Origin of the sequence: Streptococcus sp. Marseille-Q5112 (assembly GCF_916700555.1) — a bacterium.
Taxonomy (GTDB): Bacteria; Bacillota; Bacilli; order Lactobacillales; family Streptococcaceae; genus Streptococcus; species Streptococcus symci.
On sequence record NZ_CAKAKP010000001.1, the window covers coordinates 62222 to 75668 of the forward strand.

15 protein-coding genes, 1 pseudogene and 1 other annotated feature are annotated in these 13447 nt (G+C 40.4%); of the genes and pseudogenes, 13 read left to right on the forward strand and 3 right to left on the reverse strand.

What is annotated here, in order from left to right:
- The first annotated feature begins 18 nt into the window (after positions 1-18).
- Both LG372_RS00355 and LG372_RS00360 read left to right on the forward strand, forming a co-directional pair.
- Complete coding sequence (locus LG372_RS00355; RefSeq protein WP_125429873.1) at positions 19-609, forward strand: 3'-5' exonuclease; 591 nt, start codon at positions 19-21, stop codon at positions 607-609.
- Positions 610-617: 8 nt separating this feature from the next.
- Positions 618-2381 (forward strand): glycerophosphoryl diester phosphodiesterase membrane domain-containing protein, encoded by a 1764-nt coding sequence (locus LG372_RS00360; RefSeq protein WP_225741834.1) that lies wholly within the window; start codon positions 618-620, stop codon positions 2379-2381.
- 173 nt (positions 2382-2554) lie between these two features.
- Here the strand turns inward: LG372_RS00360 and LG372_RS00365 are convergent, their stop codons facing one another.
- Both LG372_RS00365 and LG372_RS00370 read right to left on the reverse strand, forming a co-directional pair.
- A complete protein-coding gene (locus LG372_RS00365) occupies positions 2555-3637 on the reverse strand; it encodes a DEAD/DEAH box helicase (protein ID WP_225741835.1) in 1083 nt (360 codons plus the stop codon).
- Positions 3634-4611, reverse strand: coding sequence for a Gfo/Idh/MocA family protein (locus LG372_RS00370; RefSeq protein ID WP_225741836.1), 978 nt, complete (start codon positions 4609-4611; stop codon positions 3634-3636). The genes LG372_RS00365 and LG372_RS00370 overlap by 4 nt, the downstream gene beginning before the upstream one ends.
- A 140-nt stretch (positions 4612-4751) precedes the next feature.
- Here LG372_RS00370 and LG372_RS00375 point away from each other — a divergent pair, with 140 nt between their 5' ends.
- The 5 genes from LG372_RS00375 (at position 4752) to LG372_RS00395 (ending at position 7446) form a co-directional block, all read left to right on the forward strand.
- On the forward strand, positions 4752-5456 hold the full coding sequence (locus tag LG372_RS00375; RefSeq protein WP_225741837.1) for a YoaK family protein: 705 nt from the start codon (positions 4752-4754) through the stop codon (positions 5454-5456).
- Between the two features lie 58 nt (positions 5457-5514).
- Positions 5515-5694 (forward strand) — a sequence feature (ribosomal protein L21 leader region).
- Positions 5695-5730: 36 nt separating this feature from the next.
- Positions 5731-6045: a 50S ribosomal protein L21 gene (rplU, locus tag LG372_RS00380; protein ID WP_003007734.1), complete on the forward strand. Its 315-nt coding sequence runs from the start codon at positions 5731-5733 to the stop codon at positions 6043-6045.
- A gap of 15 nt (positions 6046-6060) precedes the next feature.
- Positions 6061-6405, forward strand: coding sequence for a ribosomal-processing cysteine protease Prp (locus tag LG372_RS00385; RefSeq protein WP_000613699.1), 345 nt, complete (start codon positions 6061-6063; stop codon positions 6403-6405).
- Positions 6406-6421: 16 nt separating this feature from the next.
- Entirely contained in the window at positions 6422-6715 is a 294-nt protein-coding gene (gene rpmA / locus LG372_RS00390) for a 50S ribosomal protein L27 (protein ID WP_000916509.1), read from the forward strand.
- A gap of 320 nt (positions 6716-7035) precedes the next feature.
- Positions 7036-7446: a DUF5301 domain-containing protein gene (locus tag LG372_RS00395; RefSeq protein WP_125851930.1), complete on the forward strand. Its 411-nt coding sequence runs from the start codon at positions 7036-7038 to the stop codon at positions 7444-7446.
- Positions 7447-7620: 174 nt separating this feature from the next.
- On the opposite strand, the pseudogene LG372_RS00400 reads toward LG372_RS00395, so the two are convergent.
- Positions 7621-7695, reverse strand: a pseudogene (locus tag LG372_RS00400) (AraC family transcriptional regulator); the annotation flags it as partial.
- Here LG372_RS00400 and LG372_RS00405 point away from each other — a divergent pair.
- The 6 genes from LG372_RS00405 (at position 7688) to proC (ending at position 13226) form a co-directional block, all read left to right on the forward strand.
- A complete protein-coding gene (locus LG372_RS00405) occupies positions 7688-8596 on the forward strand; it encodes a LysR family transcriptional regulator (protein ID WP_203180617.1) in 909 nt (302 codons plus the stop codon). The pseudogene LG372_RS00400 and the gene LG372_RS00405 overlap by 8 nt on opposite strands.
- Entirely contained in the window at positions 8593-9054 is a 462-nt protein-coding gene (gene lspA, locus LG372_RS00410) for a signal peptidase II (protein ID WP_000745686.1), read from the forward strand. The genes LG372_RS00405 and lspA overlap by 4 nt, the downstream gene beginning before the upstream one ends.
- Positions 9044-9934: an RluA family pseudouridine synthase gene (locus LG372_RS00415; protein WP_225741838.1), complete on the forward strand. Its 891-nt coding sequence runs from the start codon at positions 9044-9046 to the stop codon at positions 9932-9934. The genes lspA and LG372_RS00415 overlap by 11 nt, the downstream gene beginning before the upstream one ends.
- A 109-nt stretch (positions 9935-10043) precedes the next feature.
- Positions 10044-11153, forward strand: a complete 1110-nt coding sequence (gene proB / locus LG372_RS00420) for a glutamate 5-kinase (protein ID WP_225741839.1) — start codon at positions 10044-10046, stop codon at positions 11151-11153.
- Positions 11154-11162: 9 nt separating this feature from the next.
- Positions 11163-12425 (forward strand): glutamate-5-semialdehyde dehydrogenase, encoded by a 1263-nt coding sequence (locus LG372_RS00425; protein WP_225741840.1) that lies wholly within the window; start codon positions 11163-11165, stop codon positions 12423-12425.
- A gap of 3 nt (positions 12426-12428) precedes the next feature.
- Complete coding sequence (proC, locus tag LG372_RS00430) at positions 12429-13226, forward strand: pyrroline-5-carboxylate reductase (protein ID WP_225741841.1); 798 nt, start codon at positions 12429-12431, stop codon at positions 13224-13226.
- Positions 13227-13447 lie beyond the last annotated feature (221 nt).

Genomic DNA, 13447 nt, shown 5'->3' on the forward strand with positions numbered 1-13447 from the left:
GTATAGGAGAGGTATAGAATGGAACGATTAGAAGATTACATTGCTTTTGACTTAGAATTTAATCAGCATGAAGGGCAAACACACTTGATTCAAGTATCGGCAGTGCATTTTAGAGATGGTCAGGAAATAGATGCCTATGATTCTTATGTTCATACCAGTGTACCTCTAAAAAGTTTTATCAATGGTTTGACTGGGATTACAGCCGAGACCTTAAAAGATGCTCCTCCAGTGGAGAAAGTTATAAAAGATTTTCAAGAGTTTGTGGGTTCTTTACCCATGGTTGGCTACAATGCTGCTAAAAGTGATTTGCCTATTCTAGCAGAGCATGGTTTAGACTACAGCCTGCAATATAAGGTGGATTTGTATGATGAAGCTTTTGAACGTCGGAGTTCGGATTTACATGGTATTGCCAATCTCAAATTACAAACTGTTGCCTCATTTCTTGGATTTCAAGGTCAGTCTCATAATAGTCTAGAGGATGCACGGATGACGGCGCGTGTTTACGAGTCCTTCCTAGAGTCGGATCAAGCTAGAGAATTGTTAGAGACAGAAAGTAGCCTATCAAACAATCCTTTTGGAGGCTTGGATTTGTCTCAATTATTTGACTAGGAGTGCCTATGAAACCTGAAAAACCTAAAAATCTAGGTTTTAAGCAGATATACTTTAATCTAGATAAAATTCTCTTTCTCTTTTTCTTGACTTTCATGATGATTGAGTTTGTCTGGTTACCATCAAATTCTTGGATTGCTGGACTTTTACTCCGTCAGACAGGCTATCTCTTTATTTCTTACAATAATATTTTTGCAATTATAACGGGTTCACCCTTTATTAGTCTTGCTTTATTTGTTCTGGTAATTGTTAATTTATTGGTCGCCTATTACCAGATAGGACTTCTCTTTATTGGTGCTCGGCATTTATTATGTCATGAAAAGAGAACCTTGCTAGAGTACAGTCGCAAGGTCTTTCACCAAAGTTTCTTGTTTATGAAGCAAGTCACGCTTGCAAAGATAGCCTTTATCTTCTTTTATGTCATGATGCTCTTTCCATTGATTCGAAAGATTTTAAAGATTTATTACCTCAATAAAATTGTCATTCCGGACTTTATCGTTGATTATGTGGAAGACAAGTATTGGCTAGTAGGTATAGTGGTTACTATTCTGGCTTTACTGCTATTTTACATTTCAGTGCGTTTCATGTTTGCCCTACCTCAGCTTTTATTTGAAAAGAAAACAGTCAAAGAAGCTGTCAGATACAGTCTAGAGAAGACAAGAAAGCACTCCTGGTTTTATACTTGGAACTTGCTTTGGATTGTCGTCAAAACCTACCTATTTTTCATTCTTCTGTTGATTCCAATCCTAGCAAGTCAAGTGCTGATGGATGGTCTGACCCATAAGGAATCTCTTGTACTGGGAATTATCAACTTTGTCTTGATTAAGAATTTCCACTACATAGCCTTGACTTATTTTCTCATTAAGTTTGTTTCCTTCCTAACAGGAGAAGAACTAGAGATCACACCAAGGAGAAAGAAAGATCACTGGATGAGATGGGGAGTGATGGGCTGTGCTTGTATCTTTTTCGCTCTTGAGGGTTATGTTTATTTAGAAGCTCCAGTTGCCAATAAACCTTTAATTATTTCTCACAGGGGAGTATCTAATAAGAATGGTGTCCAAAATACAGTACAATCTTTAGAAAAGACGGCTCAGCTATCTCCAGATTTTGTTGAGACAGATGTTCAGGAAACGAAAGATGGCCAGTTTGTCATGATGCATGATGCTAATATCAAGAATTTGACAGGAGTTAATGCCAATCCTCAGGATCTCACTTTGGAAGAATTAACCAAACTTGATATTTCAGAAAATGGCTATCATAGCAAGGTGTCTAGTTTTGATGACTATCTCAATAAAGCCAATGAATTGCATCAAAAACTCCTTATTGAAATTAAAACCAGTCGAAAAGATAGTCCAGATATGATGAAACACTTTATGGAAAAATATGGAACTGTTCTTAAGCAGAATGGTCACCAAATGCAATCCTTGGACTACCATGTGATTGACCAGGTTTTAGCCTACGATACTCAAATTCCAGTCTTTTTCATCCTACCTTACAATAGTATCTTTCCAAGAACCAAGGCTACAGGCTATACCATGGAGTATTCAACTTTAGATGAAAATTTTGTCAACAAGCTTTGGAATACGGATCAGAAATTGTATGTTTGGACAATTAATAGTTCAGAGTCCTTTGATAAATCTGTTCATTTGGGTGCAGATGGCATGATAACGGATGACTTGGAAATGATTCAAGATCAGGTTACCATTGCCCAAGAAGACCCAGAGTATACGGATTTACTGTTCAAACAGGCTATGGAATTCTTTAATTTTTAGTAAGCAAAAAGAGCCTGAGACAAAATAGTTCTCAACCACAAAAAAGCAACGGCAAATACGTTGCTTTTTTGGAGATAAGGGACTATTGGCCTAGGCTCAGTCTTGAGATAAGGTCCTTAGAAACTCGTATTCTGAGGATTTTATTTTAAATCAGAGGTTGGCTCTCGCCAAGCTTATTTAATATAGAGTTCTTGATTTTTTAGGACAATTTCACGGACACTTGCAAACTTCTTAAGTTTTTTGATTTCTTCTGGATGAGTGACGAGAGTGATAACATAACCTTCCTTGCCCATACGACCAGTACGGCCAGCACGGTGAGTGTAGGTTTCACTATCTCTAGGAACATCAAAGTTTACGACGCATTCTAGACTATCGATATCAATTCCACGAGCCAAAAGGTCTGTTGCGAGAAGTAGGGTTAGTTGCTTGTCTTTAAACTTTTCTAAGATAACTTTTCTAAATTTAACATTGACATCACTAGCGAGGGAAACAGCCAAGATATCCCGATACTGTAATTTTTCCTCTGCGCTTCCAAGGTCTGATAGGCTGTTAAAGAAGACCAGACCGCGGAAATCCTCCACATGAGCCAGTTTTCGTAGCATATCCACTCTGTGACGTTGATCTACCTGCATGTAGAAGTGTTGGATGTTGTCCAATTTTTGGTTAGAAAGATCAATGGTACGTGTGTTAGGCGCAATTTTTTCTTTGTTAAACTTGGTCGTCGCACTCATATAGACAAGTTGGTGGTCACGAGGTGCGTAGTGAGTAATTTTCTCGACAAAGTGTATCTGAGAATCATCGAGCAATTGGTCAAATTCATCTAGAATGATGGTTTCCACATTCATCATCTTGATTTTTTTTAATTTAATGAGTTCAAAGATACGGCCAGGAGTTCCAATCAGAATTTCTGGTCCTTTTTTTAGACGTTCAATCTGGCGTTTCTGACTCGAACCTGATAAGAAGAGTTGGGCAGTCAAGCCGATAGCTTCTGACCACGTTTTACATACGTCAAAAATCTGTCCAGCAAGCTCCGTATTTGGTGCTAGAATCAAGAGTTGCTGCGCTTTTTTCTTTTGTAGTCTGAGAAGACTTGGTAGAAGGTAAGCTAGGGTCTTACCAGTTCCTGTTGGGCTCACTCCTAGGAGGTTTTCTCCAGCAAGAAGGGGCTCAAATAGTTGAGTTTGAATGGGGGTGAATTCTTGGAAACCGAGTTGGTCACTCAGTTCTTGCCATTCAGTCGGTAGTTTGGTTTTCATTTTTCTGCCTCAAATCTAATGCCAGCAGTCTGGCGCATAGTATATAGTAGCTTATGAACTGAACTTGCATCTTCCAGCCAAGTTTGGTAGAGATTCAGATCTGGTTGCTGGATCATGTGTGCAAATGCAGCGACTTCCTCAGTCATCGTATGAGGAGCCTGTTGGATAGGGAGCTGGACTTGATTTCCTTGGTGGTCTGTAAAAATAGCTGAGCGGACATGCTCGATGGTGTTGAGGGTCAAGGTTCCATCTGTCGTATAAATTTCGCAAGGAAGATTGGAAGTGATGTTTTTCCCAGCCTTGATATGAACTTGAAAGTCAGGGTAGAAGAGGATTCCGTTTCCATTTAAATCAATACTGTTGTCAAGCTGTTGAGCTTGATAGGTTGCGGCCTTAGCTTTTCCAAAGAGGCGAACGGCAGCATAGAGAGGATAAACCCCTAAATCCATAAGAGCTCCACCAGCAAAACTGTCTGAAAAGACATTAGGTGTCTCCCCAGTCAACAAGTCAGGCATCTTGGAAGAGTATTTGGCATAATTTAAATCAGCTCCTAAGATTTGCTTGTCTGCCAAAAAGTTTTTGATAGTAGTGAAAGCTTTCTCGTGATAATTACGAGCTGCTTCAAAGATAAAACAATTATTTTTCTCAGCTGTTTGAATCAAATTCAGCCATTCTTGTGGTTGAGTGACAGCTGGCTTTTCAAGAATAACGTGTTTACCAGCAGACAAGGCAGCTTGTGCCTGAGCAAAATGTAAGGAATTTGGACTGGCAATATAGACCACATCAAAGGAGCTCTTGAAGAAGTCCTCTACTTGATCAAAGAGTTGGATATCTTGATAGCGAGAAGCAAAGGTTGCCGCAGTTTCTAGTTTTCTAGAATAGACTGCGACCAGCTGGTATTCTCCACTGGTATGGGCTGCTTCTATGAAGTGGTGGCTGATAGCACCTGTTCCGATGACACCTAATTTAAGCATAGTTACTCCTTTTCAGATTTCAAATCCTTCTTTCATTATAACATAGATAGACGGGACTATCCAACAGAGGGGAAAAATTTCAAATAAGCTACTAGGTCTTTTCCAAAGAAAGTGGTACAATAATGAGATGAGTAAATGAAATGGGAGGGAAAATGAGGTTATTACCTATAAGAAAAATATCACGTCAGTCTAAGAGGCTAGCGCTTTTTTTGACTTTTTGTGCAGGATATGTAGACGCCTATACGTTTATTGTGCGAGGGAATACTCTTGTAGCTGGACAAACTGGGAATGTCGTCTTTCTTTCAGTAGAATTAATTCAAAATAATGTTTCAGATGTTAGGGACAAGGTTCTCACCTTGTTAGCTTTTATGATGGGGGTCTTTCTATTAACAATTTATAAGGAAAAATTGAGAATTGTGAAAAAGCCAATTTTGTCATTGCTTCCTTTAGCAATCTTATCAATCATTATTGGTTTTGTGCCGCAGACTGTAGATAATATCTATCTAGTACCGCCCTTGGCCTTCTGTATGGGATTGGTGACAACTGCTTTTGGTGAGGTTTCGGGTATTGCCTACAATAATGCCTTTATGACAGGGAATATCAAACGAACCATGCTGGCTTTTGGAGATTATTTTAGGACCAAGCACACACCATTTTTACGTGAAGGATTCATATTTGTTAGCCTGCTTAGTAGTTTTGTCCTTGGCGTTGTCTTTTCAGCCTATTTGACGATTTTCTATCATGAAAAGACCATTCTTGGTGTTCCTATTATGATGAGTATTTTTTACATTAGCATGCTTTTTGCCTCTTGGCGAAAAAAAGTAAAAGAAAAAGCTTCATTTTAGGTGTTATTACTTGTAAGAAAATAGGAGATATGCTATACTTGAAGAGTTGACTATGCACAATCCTGTGCAACCGCACGAACATCGTTGCTCGTCGTATAACAAATTTAAACTTCGTCATTGTCGCCTTGCCTAACATAAGTTATGTCTTCGGCTCAATTCCTAGTTTATTCTTTGTTATACTTAGAGCTCTTCTTTTAAGTGGTTTGTCCCACGATGCTAGGCGAGTCTTCACAAAAAATTCGGGGAAACCCATAAAAATCATAGGAGGTGCATAATGAGCACATACGCAATTATCAAAACTGGCGGAAAACAAGTTAAAGTTGAAGTTGGTCAAGCAGTTTACGTTGAAAAATTGAACGTTGAAGCTGGTCAAGAAGTTACTTTTAACGAAGTTGTTCTTGTTGGTGGTGAAAACACTGTTGTCGGAACTCCACTTGTTTCTGGAGCTACTGTAGTTGGAACTGTTGAAAAACAAGGAAAACAAAAGAAAGTTGTTACTTACAAGTACAAACCTAAAAAAGGTAGCCACCGTAAACAAGGTCATCGTCAACCATATACAAAAGTTGTCATCAACGCAATCAACGCTTAATTTTAAGGAGAACACATGATACAGGCAGTCTTTGAGAGAGCCGAAGATGGCGAGCTGAGGAGTGCGGAAATTACTGGACACGCCGAGAGTGGCGAATACGGCTTAGATGTCGTGTGTGCATCGGTTTCTACGCTTGCCATTAACTTTATCAATTCTATTGAGAAATTTGCAGGCTATGAACCAATCCTAGAATTAAACGAAGATGAAGGTGGCTATCTGATGGTTGAAATTCCAAAAGATCTTCCTTCACACCAGAGAGAAATGACCCAGTTATTCTTTGAATCATTTTTCTTAGGTATGGCAAACTTATCGGAGAACTCTTCTGAGTTCGTCCAAACCAGAGTTATCACAGAAAACTAACACGGAGGAAAACATTATGTTAAAAATGACTCTTAACAACTTGCAACTTTTCGCCCACAAAAAAGGTGGAGGTTCTACATCAAACGGACGTGATTCACAAGCGAAACGTCTTGGAGCTAAAGCAGCTGACGGACAAACTGTAACAGGTGGATCAATCCTTTACCGTCAACGTGGTACACACATTTACCCAGGTGTGAACGTTGGACGTGGTGGAGACGATACTTTGTTCGCTAAAGTTGAAGGCGTAGTACGCTTTGAACGTAAAGGTCGCGATAAGAAACAAGTTTCTGTTTACCCAATCGCTAAATAAAAAGATCCAGTGAACCTTTTTATCCCGAGCCTTAAAATATAAAGGCGAGGAAGCTAGAAGTAGCATTAAATAAGGCTTTCCGAGTTTTCGGAGAGCCTATTTTTTTATTTTGATACCCACGCTGATACCTATATTTTAAAAACCAATGTAAGAAGCGAATTTATCGGCTACTTTATTTTACAATGAAAAAATAGTTGAATGTAAAACTTTTACAATAATGAATTTTATAAGGGAATAAGATATTGTAAAAATCGCCAAGATTTGATATAATAATTTTATCTTAGTAAGCTAGCAGAAATATGGAAAGGATGTAAACCTGTATGAAAAAAATTATCACTATAATAGTCTGTTCAATCTCTTTTCTTGTTTTATCTGCTTGTGTCAGTAAGAAAAAACTTATTCTTCCTGAACCTGAAAGGATTTCTGTAATTTCCCTGCAGAAAAAAATCTCTGAAGATATTAAAACTATAACCAAGAGAGAAGAAATCTCAAAATTGATTGAGGAGATACAGAAACAGTCCACCTCCACAACTTTAGAAAGTTTAAATGATCAACCGACAAATGTTAAAGATTACATCATTATCAAATTCTCTCATCAGAATGAAGAAAATGATAGTGTAGCCTATCTATATACTATGAAAGAAAAACAGTATATTGAACAACCCTATGTTGGGATTTGGGAGGTAAGTCCAGATATAGCAAATAGGATTGAAGATGTTTTTTCTAGTTGATTTATAGGGCAAAAGAAAATATTAGAGGCTTTTCTTGCATCATATTTTAAACGGTAAATCAACAAGATTTGCTGTTTTTATTTGCTTGAAATCAGATAAGGACTGAAAAAGACATTATTCTAATTCTTGGATTGGGATGTTAGAGTATTTATTGAGACTTGAAAATTTCCTGACTTTTTTCTTTTTTGGAAAACTTCTAAAATATGGTATAATGAAAAGATAAAGAAGTTGGGGGTAGAAGATGAACATTCAACAATTACGCTATGTTGTGGCTATTGCCAATAGTGGTACTTTCCGTGAAGCTGCTGAAAAGATGTATGTCAGTCAGCCGAGTCTGTCTATTTCTGTTCGTGATTTGGAAAAAGAGTTGGGTTTTAAGATTTTCCGTCGGACCAGCTCAGGGACTTTCTTGACTCGTCGTGGTATGGAATTCTATGAAAAAGCTCAAGAATTGGTTAAAGGATTTGATATTTTTCAAAATCAGTATGCCAATCCTGAGGAAGAAAAGGATGAATTTTCCATTGCTAGTCAGCACTATGACTTCTTGCCACCAACCATTACGGCCTTTTCAGAGCGCTATCCTGATTATAAGAACTTTCGTATTTTTGAATCAACTACTGTTCAAATCTTAGACGAAGTAGCGCAAGGGCATAGTGAGATTGGGATTATCTACCTCAACAATCAAAATAAAAAAGGTATTATGCAACGGGTTGAAAAGCTAGGTCTGGAGGTCATTGAATTGATTTCCTTCCATACCCACATTTATCTCCGCGAGGGGCATCCTTTGGCTCAGAAAGAGGAATTGGTTATGGAGGATTTATCTGATCTACCAACGGTTCGTTTCACTCAAGAGAAAGATGAGTACCTTTATTATTCAGAGAACTTTGTTGATACCAGTGCGAGCTCGCAGATGTTCAATGTGACAGATCGTGCTACTTTGAATGGTATTTTGGAGCGGACGGACGCTTATGCAACAGGTTCCGGATTTTTAGATAGTGACAGTGTCAATGGGATTACAGTCATTCGTCTCAAGGATAACCTAGATAATCGCATGGTCTATGTTAAACGTGAAGAAGTGGAGCTGAGTCAAGCTGGGACTCTCTTTGTAGAAGTCATGCAAGAATATTTTAATCAGAAGAGGAAATCATGAAAAAAAGAGGAATAGTGGCAGTCATTGTACTACTTTTGATTGGGCTTGATCAGTTGGTAAAATCCTATATCGTCCAGCAGATTCCACTGGGTGAAGTACGCTCTTGGATTCCCAATTTCGTTAGTTTGACCTACCTGCAAAATCGAGGTGCAGCCTTTTCTATCTTACAAGATCAGCAGTTGTTATTCGCTGTCATTACCCTGGTTGTCGTGGTAGGTGCCATTTGGTATCTACATAAACACATGGAGGACTCATTCTGGATGGTCTTGGGTTTGACCTTGATTATCGCAGGTGGTCTTGGAAACTTTATTGACAGGGTAAGTCAGGGCTTTGTTGTGGATATGTTTCACTTGGACTTTATCAATTTTGCAATTTTCAATGTGGCAGATAGCTATCTGACTGTTGGAGTGATTATTTTATTGATTGCAATGCTAAAAGAGGAAATAAATGGAAATTAAAATTGAAACTGGTGGCCTGCGTTTGGATAAGGCTTTGTCGGATTTGACAGAATTATCACGCAGTCTCGCGAATGAACAAATCAAATCAGGCCAGGTCTTGGTCAATGGTCAAGTCAAGAAAGCTAAATACACAGTCCAAGAGGGCGATGTCGTCACTTACCATGTGCCAGAACCAGAGGTTTTAGAGTATGTGGCTGAGAATCTTCCACTAGAAATCATCTACCAAGATGAGGATGTGGCCGTTGTTAATAAACCTCAGGGGATGGTTGTGCATCCGAGTGCTGGTCATATTAGTGGAACTCTGGTAAATGCCCTTATGTATCATATTAAGGACTTGTCGGGTATCAATGGGGTTCTGCGTCCAGGAATTGTTCACCGTATTGATAAAGATACGTCAGGCCTTCTCATGATTGCTAAAAATGATGAGGCTCATCTAGCACTTGCCCAAGAACTCAAGGATAAAAAGTCTCTCCGCAAATATTGGGCGATTGTTCATGGAAATCTGCCTAATGATCGTGGTGTGATTGAAGCTCCGATTGGCCGTAGTGAAAAAGATCGTAAGAAACAGGCTGTGACTGCTAAAGGAAAGCCTGCAGTGACTCGTTTCCACGTCTCGGAACGCTTTGGAGATTATAGCTTAGTGGAGTTACAACTGGAGACAGGGCGTACCCATCAAATCCGTGTTCACATGGCTTATATTGGCCATCCAGTCGCTGGTGATGAAGTCTATGGTCCTCGCAAGACTTTAAAAGGACATGGACAATTTCTTCATGCCAAGACTCTAGGATTTACGCATCCACGAACAGGTGAGATCTTGGAATTTACAGCAGATATCCCAGAGATTTTTAAGGAAACCTTGGAGAGATTGAGAAAGAATTAGATTTGATAAAAGGTTGAGATGGCTTGTCTCGACCTTTTTCCTATCAACTCTTTTCTATTTCCTGCCATTCATGTTATAATGGATAAATATGAAGAATCGGAGTGAGACTATGAAATTCAAACGGATTGTCTTTAAGGTGGGGACTTCTTCTCTGACGAATGAGGATGGAAGTTTATCACGTAGTAAAGTAAAAGCTATTACCCAACAGTTGGCTATGCTGCACGAGGCTGGTCATGAATTGATTTTGGTGTCGTCAGGTGCCATTGCGGCTGGTTTTGGGGGCTTAGGATTTAAAAAGCGTCCGACTAAGATTGCTGATAAACAGGCTTCAGCAGCGGTAGGACAAGGGCTTTTATTGGAAGAATACACGACCAATCTTCTCTTGCGCCAAATCGTTTCTGCACAAATTTTGCTGACTCAGGATGATTTTGTGGATAAGCGCCGTTATAAAAATGCCCATCAGGCTTTGTCAGTTCTACTTAGCCGTGGCGCGATTCCTATTATCAATGAGAATGACAGTGTCGTTATTGATGAGCTCAAGGTCGGGGACAATGACACTCTAAGTGCTCAGGTAGCAGCCATGGTCCAAGCAGACCTTTTGGTCCTCTTGACAGACGTAGACGGTCTATATACTGGAAATCCTAATTCAGACTCAAGAGCCAAACGCTTGGAGCGAATCGAGACCATCAATCGTGAGATTATCGATATGGCCGGTGGAGCTGGTTCGTCTAATGGTACAGGTGGCATGTTAACCAAAATCAAAGCTGCAACTATCGCGACAGAATCAGGAGTTCCTGTTTATATCTGCTCATCCTTGAAGTCAGACGCTATGATTGAGGCGGCTGAGGAGACCAAGGATGGTTCCTACTTTGTTGCCCAAGAGAAGGGACTTCGTACCCAGAAACAATGGCTGGCTTTTTATGCTCAGAGTCAAGGTTCTATTTGGGTTGATAAAGGTGCTGCAGAAGCTCTCTCTCAACATGGCAAGAGTCTCCTTTTATCTGGTATTGTTGACGCAGAAGGAGCCTTTTCTTACGGTGATATCGTGACAGTATTTGACAAGGAAAGTGGAAAATCACTTGGAAAAGGACGCGTGCAATTTGGTGCATCTGCTTTGGAGGATATGTTGCGTTCTCAAAAAGCCAAGGGTGTCTTGATTCACCGTGATGACTGGATTTCCATTACTCCTGAAATCCAACTACTCTTTACAGAATTTTAGAGGTAAACTATGGTAAGTACACAAGAACAATTTGAACAGGTACAGGCCGTTAAAAAATCAATCAACACAGCCAGTGAAGTCGTGAAAAACCAAGCTCTGCTAGCCATGGCTGATCACTTAGTGGCTGCTACTGAGGAAATTTTAGCGGCCAATGCCCTCGATATGGAAGCGGCCAAGGGTAAAATCTCAGATGTGATGCTGGATCGTCTTTATTTGGATGCAGGGCGTATAGAAGCAATGGCAACTGGGATTCGTGAAGTGGTTGCCTTACCAGATCCAATAGGTGAAGTTTTAGAAACAAGTCATATTGAAAATGGTTTGGTTATCACCAAAAAACGTGTGGCTATGGGTGTTATCGGTATTATCTATGAAAGTCGTCCAAATGTGACGTCAGACGCAGCTGCTTTGGCTCTCAAGAGTGGAAATGCGGTTGTTCTTCGTAGTGGGAAGGATGCCTATCAAACTGCCCATGCCATTGTCACAGCCTTGAAGAAGGGCTTGGAGACGACTACTATTCACCCAGATGTGATTCAACTGGTGGAAGACACCAGCCGTGAAAGTAGCTATGCCATGATGAAGGCCAAGGACTATCTAGACCTTCTCATTCCTCGTGGAGGAGCTGGTTTGATCAATGCAGTGGTTGAGAATGCTATTGTACCAGTTATCGAGACCGGGACTGGGATTGTCCATGTCTATGTGGATAAGGATGCAGATGAAGACAAGGCTCTGTCTATCATCAACAATGCCAAAACTAGTCGTCCTTCTGTCTGCAATGCCATGGAGGTTCTACTTGTTCATAAAGACAAAGCAGCAAGCTTCCTTCCTCGCTTGGAGCAAGTTCTAGTTGCAGAGCGTAAAGAAGCTGGACTGGAACCAATTCAATTCCGCTTGGATAGCAAAGCAAGCCAGTTTGTTTCAGGTCAAGTAGCTGAAGCTCAAGACTTTGACACCGAATTTTTAGACTATGTATTAGCTGTTAAGGTTGTGAGCAGTTTAGAAGAAGCGGTTGCCCATATTGAAACCCACAGTACCCATCATTCGGATGCCATTGTGACGGAAAATGCTGAAGCTGCAGCTTACTTTACAGATCAAGTGGACTCAGCAGCGGTTTATGTCAATGCCTCAACTCGTTTCACAGATGGAGGCCAATTTGGTCTTGGTTGTGAAATGGGGATTTCTACTCAGAAACTGCATGCGCGTGGTCCAATGGGCTTGAAGGAGTTGACTAGCTACAAGTATGTGGTTACTGGTGACGGACAGATAAGGGAGTAAGAGATGAAGATTGGATTTATCGGTTTGGGGAATATGGGTGCTAGTTTGGCCAAGGCTGTTTTGCAGGCCAAGACGGGTGATGACCTTCTCCTTGCCAATCGTAGTCAAGCCAAGGTGGATGCTTTCATCGCCGACTTTGGCGGTCAGGCTTCTAGCAATGACGAAATCTTCGCAGAAGCAGATGTGATTTTTCTAGGAGTTAAGCCTGCTCAGTTTTCTGAACTGCTTTCTCAATACCAGACCATCCTTGAAAAAAGAGAAAGTCTTCTTTTGATTTCGATGGCAGCTGGATTGACTTTAGAAAAACTAGCAAGTCTTATCCCAAATCAACACCGAATTATTCGTATGATGCCAAATACCCCTGCTTCTATCGGGCAAGGAGTGATTAGTTATGCCTTGTCTTCTAATTGCAGGGCTGAGGACAGTAAACTCTTTTGTCAACTTTTAGCCAAGGCTGGTCTCTTGGTTGAACTTGGGGAAGGCTTAATCGACGCGGCGACAGGTCTTGCAGGCTGTGGACCAGCCTTTGTCTATCTCTTTATTGAGGCCTTAGCAGATGCAGGTGTTCAGACTGGATTGCCACGAGAAACAGCATTGAAAATGGCGGCTCAAACTGTGGTAGGAGCTGGGCAATTGGTTCTAGAAAGTCAGCAACATCCTGGAGTATTGAAAGACCAAGTTTGTAGCCCAGGCGGTTCGACTATCGCTGGTGTAGCAAGCCTAGAAGCACATGCTTTTCGAGGGACAGTCATGGAGGCAGTTGGTCAAGCCTACAAACGAACACAAGAACTAGGTAAATAAGAGGTGGCTTTGACTGCCTCTTTTATGGTGGTTGATACTCTTCGAAAATCTCTTCAAACTGCGTCAGCTTCCATCTGCAACCTCAAAACAGTGTTTTGAGCAACCTGCGGCTAGCTTCCTAGTTTGCTCTTTGATTTTCATTGAGTATGAAATGAGAAGACAAAAAGATTGTCACAAACCCCTATTTTTTTGATAGAATAGAAGTAGTAAAAAAGAAATGA